This is a genomic window from Aquibium microcysteis (assembly GCF_014495845.1).
GTDB lineage: Bacteria > Pseudomonadota > Alphaproteobacteria > Rhizobiales > Rhizobiaceae > Aquibium > Aquibium microcysteis.
On sequence record NZ_CP061080.1, the window covers coordinates 4672785 to 4688179 of the forward strand.

Consider the following 15395-nt stretch of genomic DNA (forward strand, 5'->3'; position numbering starts at 1 on the left):
TGCAGAAGGCTCTCCGGCTAGCGCAATCTCAGCACCGCCAGATAGACGCCCTGCTCCTGCGGATGATGTTCGATGGCGAAGCCGAAGTCGCGGCACATCGCGAGCATCTTGCGGTTGTCGGCGAGCACGATCCCCTCGATCCGCCCGATCCCCTCCCGCCGCGCATGCTCGATCAGCCGGGAGAGCAGGGCGAAGCCGAGGCCCTGGCCCTGCACGTCGGTGCGGATCAGCAGCGCATACTCCGCCGTTTCGCGGTCCGGATCGCTGGACAGGCGGCCGATGCCGGCCAGATCGCCCGTCACGTCCTCCAGCGCGACGAAGGCCATGTCGCGCTCGTAGTCGAGCTGGGTCAGCCGCTTCAGCATCTCGTCCGGAAAATTCTTGCGCGGCGCGAGGAAGCGGAAGCGGATGTCGGAGGGTGACGTCCTGGCGAGGAACGCCGGATAGAGGGCGATGTCGGCCGGGCGGATCGGCCGGATCCGGTATCGCGACTCACCACTGTCGAAAACGCTTTCCAGCCCGGAGGGATAGGGCCGTATGACGAGCGCCGGGTTCGGTCCGGTCTCGCCGACGGCCTTGGGATCGATCTGGATGCGCGCATCGAGCGCCACCGCACCGTCTGCGTCCGCGAGCAGCGGATTGACGTCGACGGAAACCATGCAGGGGAAGTCGACCGCCATCTGTGACAGGCCGTTGAGCGCGCGCGCGATCGCCGCCCGATCAGCCGGGGGTCGGTCGCGGAAGCCGGCGAGCAGCCGGCCGACCCGCGTTCGGTCGATGAGGTCGCCGGCCAGCACGTCGTCGAGCGGCGGCAGCGCGACGGCGGTGTCGTTCATGACCTCGACGGCGATGCCGCCTGCCCCGAACAGGATCACCGGCCCGAAGATCGGATCGCGGCTCATTCCCAGGATCAGTTCCTGCGCCTGATGGCGGGTCACCATCGGCTGGACCGCGAACCCTTCGACATCGCCCTCCGGCGCCAGCTTCCCGACCTTCCGGACGATCTCTTCGGCCGCGGCGCGTGCGCCATCGGCGCTGTCGATGTCGAGCACGACGCCGCCGACGTCCGACTTGTGGGTGATCGTCTTCGACAGAAGCTTCACGACCACCTTGTCCCAATTGCGGAGCAGCCGTTCGGCGGCCTGTCCGGCATTGAGCGGAGACGCAGCGATGATCGTTTCAGGCGCCGGGATGCCGTAGGCGGCGACGGCAGCCTTCGCCTCCGGCTCGGTGAGCATGGCGCGGCCCTCGGCTGCGACCTTCCGGAAGATCGCGAGAACCGCCTCGCGATCCACCTCGATGTCCTCGCCCCGGCTTTCCGGAACACGCGCCAGGGCCGCCTGGGCCTTCGACCAGTCGGCGAGATAGGATAGTGCGGATGCGGTGTCGGACGGCGTCGAGAAGCTCGCCACGCCGGCCTCGTGCAGGATCTGGCGTCCCTCGCGCGCGGTCCGCTCGCCCAGCCAGCAGGTCAGAACTGGCTTGCCGTTGATCATTCCCTTCTTGGTCAGGTCGGCCACGGCGCGGGCCGATTCCACCGGGGATGCGAGACCGGTCGGACAGTTCATCACGATCAGCGCATCGGTGCCCGGATCGGCCGCCACCGCCTCGACGGCCGCGACGTAGCGCTCGGCCGGCGCGTCGCCGATGATGTCGACCGGATTCGCCCGCGACCAGGTGGGCGGGAGGGCGCCGTCGAGCCTGGCGATCGTTTCCGGAGAAAGCTCCGCCAGTTCGCCCTCGCAATCGATGATCCGGTCGACCGCCAGCACGCCCGCGCCGCCGCCGTTCGTCACGATCGCCACGCGCGCGCGCCGCAGCGGCTGGAAGCGCGCGGTGATCTCGGCGGCGTCGAAGAGTTCGCCGAGGCCGTCGACGCGCAGGATGCCCGCGCGCGACAGCGCCGCCTCCACGACCCGGTCCGCGCCCGACAGCGCGCCGGTATGCGTGGCGGCGGCAGCCGCCGCCTGTTCGTGGCGGCCGGCCTTGATGGCGATCACCGGCTTGATGCGCGCGGCCGCGCGCGCAGCCGACATGAACTTGCGCGGGTTGGGGATCGATTCCAGATACATGATGATCGACTTCGTGCGCCCGTCGCCGGCCAGCATGTCGAGGTAGTCGCCCACGTCGACGTCGGCCATGTCGCCGAGCGACACGATGTGCGAGAAGCCGAGATTGTTCTCGGCCGCCCAGTCGACCAGCGCGGTCGCGATGGCACCCGACTGCGAGAGGAGTGCGATGCCGCCGGCCTGCGGCGTCATGTGCACGAAGCTCGCATTCAGCTTGGCCGGGGGCACCATCAGGCCGACCGTGTTGGGTCCGATGATGCGGAAGAGATAGGGCCGCGCCGCGTCGAGCATGGCCTGTCGCAACCCGTTGCCCGCCGTCAGGCCCGCGGTGATGACGACGGCGGCCCGCGTGCCCTTGTCGCCGAGGTCGCGGATCAGCCCCGGCACGGTCGCTGGCGGCGTGACGATCACCGCGAGATCCGGCGCCTCCGGCAGGCTGGCGGGGTCCGGATAGCAGGTCAGTCCGGCGATCTCGGGATATTTCGGATTGACCGGCCAGATCGCGCCCTCGAAGCCGCCAGCGACGATGTTGTGCAGCACCACGCTGCCGACCGACCGCTCGCGCGGCGAGGCGCCGATCACGGCAATCGAACGGGGGCGGGCTGCAAACTCGAGGTTTCGGATCGTCACGCGCCTATCTCCATCATTGATCGGGCTTTTTCTGCGACCTTTGCCCTGCCCGATCGTTGCGGTGGATCAAAGCGGCTTCGGCGGCTCGGTTCTACTGTTGCACCCCAATGCGACAGTTCTCCGGCGCCGGACCGGTTTGAGACGAGTTCGCCTTCGGCCCGGTCTCGATAAGGAGGAACCAGAATGAGCTACTATTTCACCAAGACTCTCGACATGCCGTTCGACACGGCCATCATCCACGTTACCGAAGCGCTGGCGGCAAAGGGCTTCGGCGTTCTGACGACGATCGACGTGAAGGCTACGATGAAGAAGAAGCTGGACGTCGACTTCAAGCCCTACACGATCCTCGGCGCATGCAATCCCAGGCTCGCCTTGAGCGCCCTGCAGGCCGAGGACAAGATCGGCACGATGCTGCCCTGCAACGTGATCGTCACGGAATCTGCGCCAGGCACGGTCGAAGTTGCTGCCGTCGACCCCGTAGCCTCGATGTCGGCGATCCAGAACCCGTCACTCGGCGAGACAGCGGCCAAGGTCCGCCAGATGCTGTCGGACGTGATCGATTCGCTCTAGAGGACGCGCCAGCCCCAGTCCGGGAGAGAAGGCATTGATCGAAGGGGTCATGCGAAGGCTGCTGTTCCTGGGCGCCATCGGAGGTCTGGTGGTGGGTCTCCTGGGTGGCTTTCCCGGAAGAGGGTGGTCGGCGGAATCCGCCTGGACTTTGGCGACCCTGCCGGTGATCGCGATGCTGGCGGTCTCGATCCTGCGGGATTTCCTGATCGGCCGGTTCGGAGTCGACGCGATCGCGCTCGTGTCCATGTCGGCTGCACTGCTCCTCGGTCAGCCGCTGGCCGCAGTTGTCGTTGCTGTCATGTACGCCGGCGGCAGCGTCCTGGAGGATTTCGCACGCGGTCGCGCCGAACGCGAACTGCGTGCACTGTCCGACCGCTCTCCGCGGACGGCTCATCGAAGCATCGATGGGCGGATCGACGACGTCCCGGTCGTACAGGTCGCGGTGGGCGACGAACTGCTCGTGCGCGCAGGCGAACTTCTTCCCGTGGATGGAGCCCTTCTGGACGAGGCCGCATCGATCGACGAGTCGGCCGTGACGGGGGAACCCCTGCCGCGGAACCGCCGCCGGGGTGACCGGCTGTTCAGCGGCACCGTCAATGCCGGCGAGACGATACGGATGCGGGCGGTTGCTCCCGCTGACGCCAGTACTTACGCCGGTATCGTTCGAATGGTGGAGGCGGCGCAGACGGCCAAGGCTCCTTTCATCCGCATGGCGGACAGGTTCGCGCTCTGGCTGCTTCCGGTCACGTTGCTCGTTGCGGGGCTCGCCTGGTGGCTTTCGGGCGACCCGGTTCGCGGGCTGGCCGTTCTGGTCGTGGCGACGCCCTGTCCGTTGATCCTCGCCGCTCCCGTCGCCTTCATCGGCGGCGTGTCGCGGGCGGCGCGGGCGGGCGTCCTCATGAAGGGCAGCGCCGCGCTCGAAGGGCTGGCGCAGGCCCGCACCGCGATCTTCGACAAGACCGGCACGCTCACGCATGGCGGCGCCGAACTGATCGCGACCGAAGCCGCGCCCGGCCGGGACCCGGGTGAATGCCTGCGGCTGCTCGCATCGATCGAACAGGCCTCCCATCACGTTCTGGCCGCCGCCGTCGTCGAGATTGCCCGGGCACGCGCCTTGCCTCTTTCCCCGCCTGCCGACATTCGCGAGCATCGCGGCGCCGGAATCGAGGGCACTGTCGGGGATCTGCATCTGAAGGCCGGCTCGCGGAGGAACGTGCTTGCGGACGCGGAACTGCCGCTCTGGGCAGAGCGGACCGCGACGCGCTATGGCGGGCAGCCGGTGCTGATGGTCTATCTCGCCATCGACGGGCGGCTGGCCGCGGTGTTCGTCTTCGGCGACGCGCTCCGCGGCGATGCACTGGACACCCTGCTCGACCTGCGGACGGCCGGCATCGACCGGATCGTCATGCTGACGGGCGACGATGCGCAGGCCGCATCGCGCATCGGGGAGTCGCTTCCGCTCGACCGTATTCTGGCTGGCGCCGACCCGGCCGCGAAGGTCGCCGCCGTGGCGGAGGAGCGCGGGAGGGCGCCGACGCTGATGGTGGGTGACGGCATCAACGATGCGCCGGCGCTGGCGACGGCCAGCGTCGGGATCGCGATGGGCGCGCGAGGCGCGACGGCCTCGTCGGAGGCGGCCGACGTCGTGGTGCTGACCGACCGGCTGTCGCCGATTGCCGCGGCCGTCGCCATCGCCCGGCGGACGCGCGCCATCGCGCTTCAGAGCATCGTGGCCGGCATAGGCCTTTCCGGCCTGGCGATCGTCTTCGCCGCCCTCGGCTATCTGACGCCCGTCGCCGGCGCGATCGCACAGGAAGCCATCGATGTGGCCGTCATCCTGAACGCTCTGCGCAGCCTCGCGGGAGGCGCGGCGTCCGCGCCTCGCAGGGATGTTCCGCTTCCGTACGCCCGGCCTTGACCGCGATCAAGGTGGCTTGCCTGAGGAAGCGGAAGGATGCTCTCCTGCAGAGAGAGGACGGATCGACATGCCGACGAGAATGCCATGGATGATTCTGGCTTCGCTCGCGCTCTCCGGATCGGCCATTGCGGCCGATCCGGAGAGCGCCTTTCGCGGCAAGCGTCTGGCTGAGGCGAACTGCGCCGAATGCCACGCCATAGCGCAGGTCGACCAGAGCCTCGATCCGGCGGCGCCGCCCTTCCGCCAGATGGCGCTGCGGCGCAACCTTGCCACGCTGCGGGGCGAAATGACGGGCGACCTGTTCCTGCGCCACGCTGCGATGCCGGATTTCGAGCCCGATGCGCGACAGGCGGACGATCTCGTGACCTATATGGAGAGCATCCAGGAATGACCGGCATTGCCGGCACGATGACGGGAGAACACGGATGAACGAGGAAACGCTTGTCGTCTGCGGCAACTGCGCGGCGGTGAACCGGCTCCTGGCCGGCAAGCCCGCGAGCGAAGGCAAGTGCGGCAAATGCCACGCGCCGCTGTTTTCGGGCCACCCGGAAAACGTCAGCGCCGCGGCTTTCGAGAAACACGTCTCACGCGGCACGGTGCCGGTGCTGGTCGACGTCTGGGCGCCGTGGTGCGGACCCTGCAGGATGATGGCACCGGCTTTCGAGACGGCCGCCCGCGAACTGGAGCCCATGGTGCGTCTGATCAAGCTCAACTCCGACGAAGAACAGGCGCTCGCCGGCCGGCTCGGAATCCGCAGCATCCCGACCATGATCCTCTTTCGCGGCGGCAATGAACTCGCCAGGACGTCGGGGGCGCTCAGCGCAACGCAGATCGTTTCCTGGGCGCGCGACCGTCTGCGCCTGACGAGCGCCTGAACCCCGCCGGATGGATCCTCTCCTTCCGCGCCTGGGGCTGGCTCTGGCGATCGGCCTGCTGGTCGGGCTCGAGCGCGGGTGGCGCGAACGCGACGCGCCCGACCGCAGCCGCACGGCCGGGATTCGCACCTACGGGATTGCCGGGCTTGTCGGCGGCCTCCTGGCCGCGCTTGGCGAGGCAGTGGGATCCATGGCGATCCTGGCGGTGGGTTTCGTGACGTTCACTGCCGTCTTTGCCGGGTTCAAACTGCGCGAGGCCACGCATGACGAGGACTTCAGCGTCACCGGCGTGATCGCCGGCATGGCGGTCTTCGCCCTTGGGGCCCTGGCGGTGGCAGGGGATTACGTCGCCGCGGCAGCCGGCGGCACCGCGCTGGCCGCCATCCTCGCCAGCCGAGAGGTGCTGCACGGGCTGTTGCGGCGGCTAACGTGGGCGGAGCTGCGGTCGGCCCTGGTGCTCGCCGCCATGACCGTCATCGTCCTTCCAGTCCTGCCGGACCGGACGATCGACCCCTGGGGCGGCGTCAATCCGCATGAGATCTGGGTCTTCACAGTGCTCATCGCGGCGATTTCCTTTGCCGGCTACGTCATGTCCCGTCTGTTCGGCGAGACGCGCGGGGTACTGGTCAGCGCCCTGGCCGGTGCCGTCGTCTCGTCGACGGCCGTGATCCTGGTGCTGGCCAGAATGGCGCGGGGCTGCCAGGGAATCGAGCCGCTCGCGGGCGCGGCCGCGCTCGCCGCGATGGTCTCCGTCCTGCGGGTCGGTGCCGTCGTCGGTGCGGTGCGGCCGTCGGTCGTCGTCCATGCTGGACTGCCGATCGCGGCGGCCGCGCTCGTGCTGGCGGCGGCGGGCGCGCTGCTCGTGCGCGGCGGCGGACCCTTGCCGATGCAGCCGGCGGCGCGCAACCCGTTCGATCTTGCCCCGCTTCTGGGCTTCGCAGCGCTTCTCGCTGTGGTCTCAACCGCGAGCGCGGTCCTGTCGGGGGTGCTCGACGAGAGCGGCCTGCTCATCACCTCGGCCGTCTCCGGGACGTTCGACGTCGATGTGGCCGTGCTGAGTTCGCTTCGCCTCGTCGAGCAGGGCGTCGCGCCGGCGAGCGCGGCACGGGCGGTGCTGCTGGCGCTGGTGGCCAATGCGGTCGGCCGGCTGTTCCTGGCGGCGGTATCCGGTCCGGTCCGGTTCCTGCTGCCGCTGGCTGCGGCCACCGTCGTCGCCGCGCTGGCGGGGGCAGCGGTCCATCTTCTGCTGCCGCCGATACCGCTGCCGGCGTGATCGCGTGCTTGATGCCGATCAAGGCGCGGGGGAGCGCGCGGGATAGGGTTTCGCCAAAGGAAGGAAAACCCTATGACGCAATTGAAGGATCTGTCCCCCGGCTTCCGCCACGTGCGCCTGCTTCTCGCCCGCGAGAAGGGCCATCCTGCCGGCGAGAGAGACGAGGGTTACGACATACTCGCTCCACTGCAGCCCGATGGACATCTCGACGCAGCGGAATGGAAGAAGCACCAGGACCACTGCCGCGTCCGGCACTTCCGGCACGGCGAACAGGATCGCATCGGGCGGCTTCGCCGCAAGCCGGGAGGCGCCTGGTACTTCGACTACGACGAAGGCGACCGCGACGATGAAGTGGGTTTCCGTTTCGGCGCGGAACGCTTCGTCACCGGCGAGTACGTCTCGGTGAGGTCTGAAGGATCGTTGCATACCTATCAGGTCGCGCGCGTCGAGAGGCCGTGACCCGGCGGGCCGCGCCGTTAAGGCAGTCCGCCGGCTGCGATCGCATGGGTTGCCGGAGGCGCGCGCGGAGACGCCGCCCCGAATTGCCGGCCGTCGGAGCGTGCCGGCTGTCCTGCCCGGGGTTCTGCAGCGGTTGACCGGTGGAAGTCGATCCTGCGATATGGCGTCATGCATGGTGATCAGCGTGCCTTGACGTGGAAATTCGCCGAAACGAGCCGCGCAGCCCGTGGGGATGCGCGGCTGCGGCGATCCGTGCCGCACGTGGCACGGCTGCGAACCTGATCGTCATGGGCTTCCACGATACAGTCCCGCGTGCGGAGAACCGGCTTCTGAAGAAAGCGGTGATCCGCCGGTGTTCCGGACCTTGGGGCTATGCAGTGGCCGTCCTCGTCGTCGCGATCGCCTTCACGGCCCGCCTGGCCCTCGACGGTTCCCTCGACGGACATGGCATCTTCGTCCCGTTCCTGCCAGCCATCCTGATCGTGTCCGGCTTCTGCGGCCTGGGGCCCGCCCTCTTCGCCTTCGGGCTGTCGATTTCCGGGGCCTGGTACATTCACGATTTGCAGCCTGGGCAGGCGGTCGCCACGGTCGAGATGACGCTTTATGCCTTCACCGGGCTGCTGACGATCGCCATGGGTGAGATCGTCAATCGTTCGCGCCTCGCCGCCGAGCGAACCGGAGCGATCCTGGAGGAGAGAGAAGCCCATCTTTCGTCGATCCTGGACACGGTGCTCGACGCCACGATCGTCATCGACCGGCAAGGGACGATCGTTTCCTTCAACACGGCCGCCGTCCGCCAGTTCGGTTATTCGGCCGGCGAGGTGGTCGGCCGGAACGTCCGCATCCTGATGCCGGAGCCCTACCAGGCGCAGCACGACGGCTATATGCAGCGCTACATGGCGACCGGCGAAAGGCGGATCATCGGTACGGACCGCGTTGTCGTCGGCCGCCGCAAGGACGGCTCGACTTTCCCCATGAAGCTGGCCGTCGGCGAGATGAAGAGCGGCGACCGTCTCTACTTCACGGGTTTCGTCCGGGACCTCACCGAGCGCGAGGAATCTGCCGCCCGCCTGCAGGAGGTTCAAGGCGAACTGGCTCGTCTGGCCCGCCTCAATGAACTGGGCGAGATGGCTTCCACACTCGCCCACGAACTGAACCAGCCGCTGTCGGCGATCGCCAACTACGCGCAGGGATGCACCCGCCTGCTGCGCAGTGCGGAGGACGGGCCGTCTCTGCGCGTGCGCGAGGCGCTCGACGAGATCGCCCGGCAGTCGCTGCGGGCCGGTCAGATCATCCGCCACCTGCGCGAGTTCGTCATGCGCGGCGACACCGACAAGCAGGCCGAGGACATCCGCAAGATGGTGGAGGAGGCGGGAGCGCTGGCGCTCGTCGGGTCGCGCGAGCGCGGCGTACGATCCGTCTTCGACTTCCGGCCGGGCGCCGACTTCGTGCTGGCGGACCGCGTCCAGATCCAGCAGGTCCTGATCAATCTCATGCGCAACGCCATGGAGGCGATGAGCGACTGCGAGACCCGCGAACTCACGGTTCGCACCCTGCCGGTCGGCGACGGTATGGCGGCGGTGGAAGTGTCCGACACCGGCCCCGGCATTTCCGATGAGGTCGCCGCCCGCCTCTTTCAGCCCTTCGTCACCTCCAAGGCCGGTGGCATGGGCATAGGTCTGTCCATTTCGAAGCGAATCATCGAATCGCATGGCGGCACCATGGAGGCGCAGCGGACGGACAAGGGTGGCGCGCTGTTCCGATTCACCCTTCCCGCCATCGACAGAGAGGCCACCGATGGAAATAGGTGACTATGTCGTCCATATCGTCGACGACGAGGAGCCGGTCCGCAAGTCGCTGGCCTTCATGCTGACGATCGCCGGCTTTCCGGTGCGGCTGCACGAGTCCGCGGCGGCGTTCCTGGCCGCCGCTCCCGGCCTGCGCAACGCATGCCTCGTCACGGACCTGCGCATGCCCGAGATCAGCGGGGTCGACCTCATCCGGCGTCTGCGCGACATGGCGGTCCAGGTGCCCTCGATCGTCATCACCGGCCACGGCGACGTGCCGATGGCCGTGGAGGCGATGAAGGCGGGAGCCCTCGACTTCATCGAGAAGCCCTTCGAGGACGAGGTGCTGATCGGCGCGATCACGCGCGCGGCTGCAGAGCTCGACCGACATGCCGCCGCCCAGGATTCGGCCGCCATCCTGCAGCGCCTCGCCCAGTTGACCGATCGGGAGCGGGAGGTGCTGGCCGGGGTGGTGGCAGGTCACGCCAACAAGACCATCGCCTACGACCTCGACATCAGCCCGCGCACGGTCGAGGTCCACCGTGCCAACGTCATGACCAAGATGGAGGCGAAGAGCCTCCCGGAACTGGTCCGGATGGCGATCACGGCCGGTTTCGTTCCGAAGTAGGACAATCTTGCGCTTGCCGCCAAATTTGACCTGGCGCAATGCGCGTTTTCCGGCAAGGTCCTAAACGCTCTCGGTGCGGCCGCGGTGCTCTCGGCCGGCGAGGCGCGTTGGAGACCACGTTCTTGAAGCATGGCCGGAAGGTTCTCGTTGTGGTTCCGAACGACGAACTTCGTCGGTCGATCGAATTCACGGTCGAGGCGGAAGGCTATGAGGTCGAGTCGCATGCGGGCTTTCCCACCGTCTTCGCTTCCCACAAGTTCAACGGCTTCGATTGCGCCGTCGTCGACGAGGACGCCGTCGACGCCCGGCAGCGGAATCTGGTCGAGTTCGCCCGCATTGCGGGCGACGAGCGGCCGGTGGTCGTGCTCGTGGACAAGACCGCGGCGCTGTCCCCTGCCGTTCCGTTCCAGCTTCTCCGCAAGCCCCTCCTCGGCCCTGCGCTGATCAGCGCCATCCTGCCCAGGTAGGCGGCGCGGCCGTGCTACGTAGAAACCCGTAGGGACATGAACGAATACAAGCGACGTCCGAAATAGACGAGGTTGCCTCCGACAGAACGAAAACCGTCGGAGACAGCCATGACCATCCATCCCCGCGAGTTCCGCAGCGCCTCCGTCCAGGCCGCCACCCCGGACCTGGGAGCGGAAGGCCTGTTCGACCGCGGCGCCCTGCAGCCCGCTGCGCTCTACTCCGCCGGTTCGGAAATCTATGCTCAGGGAGAGAAGGCCGGCGACCTCTACCAGATCGAATTCGGCGCCGTGCGGGTCTACCGGCTTCTGGCCGACGGCCGCCGCCAGATCTCGTCCTTCCATCTCGCGGGCGAGGTGTTCGGCTTCGAGGCCGGCGGCACGCATCACTTCTTCGCCGAGGCGATCGGCGCCACCGGCATCCGGGTGATCCGCGCCGGCCACGGCGCCGACCGCTCGCATGAACTCCTGCCCCTGGTCCTTCAGGGGCTGGTCAAGGCCCAGGAGCATCTCCTGGTGCTCGGTCGCCAGCACGCTGCGGAGCGCGTGGCCGCCTTTCTTCTCGACATGGCCGCCCGCCAGGGGGATCTCGAGGAATTCGACCTGCCGATGTCGCGCGGCGACGTCGCCGACTATCTCGGGCTGACGATCGAGACCATCTCGCGCGTGTTCTCCCGGATGAAGGACAAGGGCATCGTCCGCCTGCCGAGCCTGCGCCGCGTGCGCATCCTGAAGTGGGACACGCTGCGCGCCATGAGCGAGTAGATCCGGCGCCGCTTTTCCGGCGAACCGCGTGGCGGCAGTCCGGCGCGTCTCCTCGGCGCTGTGACCGCTGTGGTGGCGCACATCGCTCTGCCGGGCCGGTCTCGCCGCAGGCGGCCGCTCGTTCCCGATATTCGATCGACTTCCATAAGTTGATTACGTCGTTCATGTTTGATAGGGCATCCGAGGCCTCGGTCGCCGGCGGATCGGCGGAGGCGTTGCGGTGGTACCGGACCCCCGCGCAGGCGCTGCCCGATCGAGAGGTTCGACGTGACCATACCCGACCGTTCCCCCCGCTTCCTCGCGGCGATCCTGCTCTTCGTGGGCCTCGTCATGTCCGGCGGACCGGCTGCCTCCGAAGAGATCCGGGTTCGCCATGCCCAGGGCGAGACGGTGCTGCCGGCGCGTCCCGCCCGGGTGTTCACCTTCGACCTGGCGGCGCTGGATACGCTCGACGCGCTCGGCGTCGCGGTCGCGGGCGTCCCCGGCTCGAACGTTCCGGACTATCTCGGCAGATATCGCGGCGAGGAATACCTGAAGATCGGTTCGCTCTTCGAGCCGGACTTCGAGGCCATAGCCGCGGCCGAACCGGACCTCGTCATCGTCGCAGGGCGATCGTCGCCGCGATATGCCGAACTGTCACGGATCGCGCCGACCATCGACCTCACCGTCGCGCCCGACGCCTATCTCCAGGGGGCCAAGGCGAATGCCGCCTTGCTGGGCCTCATCTTCGGCAAGGAAGCGGAAGCCGGGAACCTCGTCGCCGGTCTCGATGCCGCCGTCGCGTCGCTGCAAGAAGCCGCACGGCCGGCAGGCGGCGTCCTCGTGATCATGACGAACGGAGGAAAGGTGACGGCCTACGGACCGGGTTCGCGCTTCGGCTGGATCCACGACGACATCGGCTTCGCCCCCGCCGCGACGGAGGTCGTCGCCGCCACGCATGGCGAGGCGGTTTCGTTCGAGTATCTCCTCCAGATCAATCCGGACTGGCTGTTCGTCGTCGACCGCGATTCGGCGATCGGCAGCGCCGGCGCCTCCGCGGCCGCCACGCTCGACAACGATCTCGTCGCCGCGACGAAGGCGGCGCGGAATGGCCGTATCGTCTATGTGGACACCGTCCGCTGGTATCTCGTCGGTCCCGGCATCGCGGCAGTCCGGACGGTGATCGACGAGATCGCCGCCGCGCTCGGAAAGTCGCGCTGAATGCAGTCGGCCGTAGAATCGTCGGGCGCCGGACGGGGATGGCTCGTCCCTGCCGGCACGGTGATCGCGCTGGTCGTCCTGTCTCTGGCCAGCGTTCTCGTCGGCGTCGGTCACGTCGATGTCGCGGCCCTGCTCTCCGGCCGTGCCGACCCGGACACGCTGCGACTGCTGCTCGTGAGCCGTGTTCCTCGGACGGCCGCCATCATCCTGAGCGGGATGGCCATCACCATCGCGGCCGTGATCATGCAGATGCTGTTCCGCAACCGGTTCGTCGAGCCGACGACCGCCGGCACGGTGGAAGCCGCGAGCCTCGGCCTCGTCCTCGTGGCGATCCTGGCTCCCGGACTGCCAATCCTGGCGAGGATGGCGGCGGCCGCATCGGTCGCGCTGGTGGCGACGGTCCTCTTCCTGCGGCTGGTGGAGCGCATTCCCGCCCGTTCGGGTCTGATCGTGCCGCTGGCCGGGCTGATGCTCGGCGGCGTCATCCAGGCTGTGACTGTCTTCCTGGCGCTGCGCTTCGACCTCCTCCAGTCGCTCGCGACCTGGACGAACGGGGACTTCTCGGGCGTGCTGCGCGGCCGTTACGAACTCCTCTGGATCGGATTCGCCGTGGCGGCCGGAGCCTACTGGGTCGCCGACCGCTTCACGGTGGCCGGCATGGGCGAGAGCTTCGCCGCGAATCTCGGCCTCGACCACCGGCGCATCGTCGCCACCGGCCTCGTCATCGTCTCTCTCGTGACCTCCGCCAGCGTCGTGACGGTCGGCACCATCCCCTTTCTCGGCCTGATCGTCGCCAATGTCGGCAGTCTCGTCATGGGCGACAATCTGCGGCGCACGCTGCCCTGGATCGCTGTGTCCGGCGCGGCCTTCCTCCTGGCCTGCGACCTCGCAGGCCGCCTGATCCGCCATCCCTACGAGATCCCCGTCGGGACCGTCGCCGGCGTTCTCGGCTCGGCGCTCTTCCTGATGCTCCTTCTCCGCCCGGGGACGCGTCTTGGCTGACGCCGCGCCGGACCGGTCCGCCCGCCGGGAAACCATCGTGCTCGCCGGCCTTGCGGCGGCCGCGCTCGCCTGCGCCGTCCTCTACATGACCATCGGCGTGCGGGGCGGCTGGGCCTTCGTCCTGCCGTTCCGGGCTCCCAAACTCGCCGGGATGGTCGTCGTCGCCGTCGCGGTCGCGTTCTCGACGGTCGTTTTCCAGACCGTAACGCGGAACCGCATCCTCACCCCTGCGATCATGGGATTCGATTCACTCTATGTCGCGATCCAGACCGCGCTGGTCTTCGTTTTCGGTTCCCGCGTTCTCGCCACGCTCGATGCCGACTGGCGCTTCATCGGCGAAACCTCGGCAATGGTCGGTTTTTCCGTCGTCCTGTTCCGCTGGCTGCTGTCCGAGCACGGCCGCGGCATCCATCTCCTGGTGCTCACCGGCGTGGTCTTCGGCATGCTCTTCCGCAGCCTCGCCTCGATGCTGCAGCGGGTGCTCGATCCGAACGAGTTCTCTGCGCTGCAGGACCTCCTGTTCGCGAGCTTCAATACCATCGACGCGGGCCTGCTCGGGGTGACCGGCCTTGCGTCCGGCGTCTGCTGCGCCTGGCTCCTGTCCATCCACCGCACGCTCGACGTCCTGTCGCTGGGCCGCGACGCGGCGGTCGGCCTCGGCGTGCCGCACGCGCGGCTGGTAACACGCCTGCTGTTCGTCGTTGCAGTGCTCGTTTCCGCATCGACCGCTCTGGTCGGGCCGATCGCCTTCTTCGGCCTGCTCGTCGCCAACCTCGCCTACCTGGCCGTGGGCCATCGCCACCGGCCGGCGCTGGTCGCGTCCGCGCTGATCGCCGTCGTCGCCGTCGTCGGCGGCCAGGCCGTTCTCGAACACGCACTGAAGCTGGGCGGTGTGCTGGGCGTGGTCATCGAGTTCGTCGGCGGAATCGCCTTCATCGTCCTCCTGATGCGCGGGATCCATCGATGATCGAAGTCCGGAACGTCACCAAGGCCTATGGCGGGGCGACGGTCGTCGCCGACGTCTCGCTCCACCTGCCGGCGCCAGGCCTGACGGCCATCGTGGGTCCCAACGGCGCCGGCAAGACCACGCTGCTGTCGATCATGGCGCGGCTCTCGGCAGCCGATTCCGGCAGCGTCCGGATCGGGGGCATGGACGTGGCGACCGCCAGAAGCGATCTGCTCGCCCGCCGTCTCGCCATCCTGCGGCAGGACAACGTCATGACCGCGCGGCTGACGGTCGGGGAACTGGTCGGCTTCGGTCGCTACCCCCACAACGGCGGCCGACCGACCCAGATGGACAGGGACCGGATCGCGGCATCGATCGCCTTCCTCGACCTCGAGGGGCTGGAACACCGCTTCCTTGACGAACTTTCCGGAGGTCAGCGCCAGCGCGCCTTCATGGCGATGGTACTGTGCCAGGACACGGATTACCTGCTGCTCGACGAGCCGTTGAACGGCCTCGACATGCGTCATGCGGTCGAGACGATGCGGCTGCTGCGCCGAGCCGTCGACGACCTGGGCAAGGCGGTCGTCGTCGTCCTGCACGACATCAACGCCGCCGCCGCCTATGCCGACCGGGTCGTGGCGATGAAGAGCGGACGCGTCGTCTTCCACGGGACCGCGCGCGACTTCATGTCTGATCGGATCCTGTGCGGCATCTACGACATGGAGATTGCGGTGCATGAGATCGGTGACCGCAGGGTTGCAGTTCTCGACCGCTAGGGGGCGAAGCAGGGCCGGCGCGATGCCACGAAA

Annotated in this window: 15 protein-coding genes; 14 read left to right on the forward strand and 1 reads right to left on the reverse strand. The window is 68.2% G+C overall.

Annotated elements, in window-relative coordinates:
- Positions 1-17: 17 nt before the first annotated feature.
- Complete coding sequence (locus tag IAI54_RS21945) at positions 18-2699, reverse strand: bifunctional acetate--CoA ligase family protein/GNAT family N-acetyltransferase (protein ID WP_187969208.1); 2682 nt, start codon at positions 2697-2699, stop codon at positions 18-20.
- A gap of 183 nt (positions 2700-2882) precedes the next feature.
- On the opposite strand from IAI54_RS21945, the gene IAI54_RS21950 reads away from it, so the two are divergent.
- The 14 genes from IAI54_RS21950 (at position 2883) to IAI54_RS22015 (ending at position 15362) form a co-directional block, all read left to right on the forward strand.
- Positions 2883-3269 (forward strand): DUF302 domain-containing protein, encoded by a 387-nt coding sequence (locus IAI54_RS21950; protein WP_187969209.1) that lies wholly within the window; start codon positions 2883-2885, stop codon positions 3267-3269.
- Positions 3270-3303: 34 nt separating this feature from the next.
- Positions 3304-5187 carry a heavy metal translocating P-type ATPase gene (locus tag IAI54_RS21955; protein ID WP_235679137.1) on the forward strand — a complete coding sequence of 628 codons (1884 nt, stop codon included), beginning with the start codon at positions 3304-3306 and terminating at the stop codon, positions 5185-5187.
- Between the two features lie 88 nt (positions 5188-5275).
- On the forward strand, positions 5276-5578 hold the full coding sequence (locus tag IAI54_RS21960; RefSeq protein WP_187969210.1) for a c-type cytochrome: 303 nt from the start codon (positions 5276-5278) through the stop codon (positions 5576-5578).
- Between the two features lie 34 nt (positions 5579-5612).
- Positions 5613-6062 (forward strand): thioredoxin TrxC, encoded by a 450-nt coding sequence (gene trxC, locus IAI54_RS21965; protein WP_187969211.1) that lies wholly within the window; start codon positions 5613-5615, stop codon positions 6060-6062.
- A gap of 10 nt (positions 6063-6072) precedes the next feature.
- Positions 6073-7335, forward strand: coding sequence for an MgtC/SapB family protein (locus IAI54_RS21970; RefSeq protein WP_187969212.1), 1263 nt, complete (start codon positions 6073-6075; stop codon positions 7333-7335).
- 72 nt (positions 7336-7407) lie between these two features.
- Positions 7408-7794: a hypothetical protein gene (locus tag IAI54_RS21975; RefSeq protein ID WP_187969213.1), complete on the forward strand. Its 387-nt coding sequence runs from the start codon at positions 7408-7410 to the stop codon at positions 7792-7794.
- Positions 7795-8081: 287 nt separating this feature from the next.
- Positions 8082-9605, forward strand: a complete 1524-nt coding sequence (locus tag IAI54_RS21980) for a two-component system sensor histidine kinase NtrB (RefSeq protein ID WP_187973294.1) — start codon at positions 8082-8084, stop codon at positions 9603-9605.
- Positions 9598-10209, forward strand: a complete 612-nt coding sequence (fixJ, locus tag IAI54_RS21985) for a response regulator FixJ (RefSeq protein ID WP_187973295.1) — start codon at positions 9598-9600, stop codon at positions 10207-10209. Before IAI54_RS21980 ends, fixJ begins: the two co-directional genes overlap by 8 nt.
- Before the next feature lie 122 nt (positions 10210-10331).
- Positions 10332-10676: an ANTAR domain-containing protein gene (locus IAI54_RS21990; protein ID WP_187969214.1), complete on the forward strand. Its 345-nt coding sequence runs from the start codon at positions 10332-10334 to the stop codon at positions 10674-10676.
- A 108-nt stretch (positions 10677-10784) separates the two neighbouring features.
- Positions 10785-11438 carry a helix-turn-helix domain-containing protein gene (locus IAI54_RS21995; RefSeq protein WP_187969215.1) on the forward strand — a complete coding sequence of 218 codons (654 nt, stop codon included), beginning with the start codon at positions 10785-10787 and terminating at the stop codon, positions 11436-11438.
- A gap of 330 nt (positions 11439-11768) precedes the next feature.
- Positions 11769-12638, forward strand: coding sequence for a siderophore ABC transporter substrate-binding protein (locus tag IAI54_RS22000; protein WP_187973296.1), 870 nt, complete (start codon positions 11769-11771; stop codon positions 12636-12638).
- Entirely contained in the window at positions 12639-13640 is a 1002-nt protein-coding gene (locus IAI54_RS22005) for an ABC transporter permease (protein WP_187969216.1), read from the forward strand.
- Positions 13633-14607: an iron chelate uptake ABC transporter family permease subunit gene (locus IAI54_RS22010; protein WP_235679139.1), complete on the forward strand. Its 975-nt coding sequence runs from the start codon at positions 13633-13635 to the stop codon at positions 14605-14607. Before IAI54_RS22005 ends, IAI54_RS22010 begins: the two co-directional genes overlap by 8 nt.
- Positions 14604-15362, forward strand: a complete 759-nt coding sequence (locus IAI54_RS22015) for an iron ABC transporter ATP-binding protein (protein WP_187969217.1) — start codon at positions 14604-14606, stop codon at positions 15360-15362. The genes IAI54_RS22010 and IAI54_RS22015 overlap by 4 nt, the downstream gene beginning before the upstream one ends.
- Positions 15363-15395 lie beyond the last annotated feature (33 nt).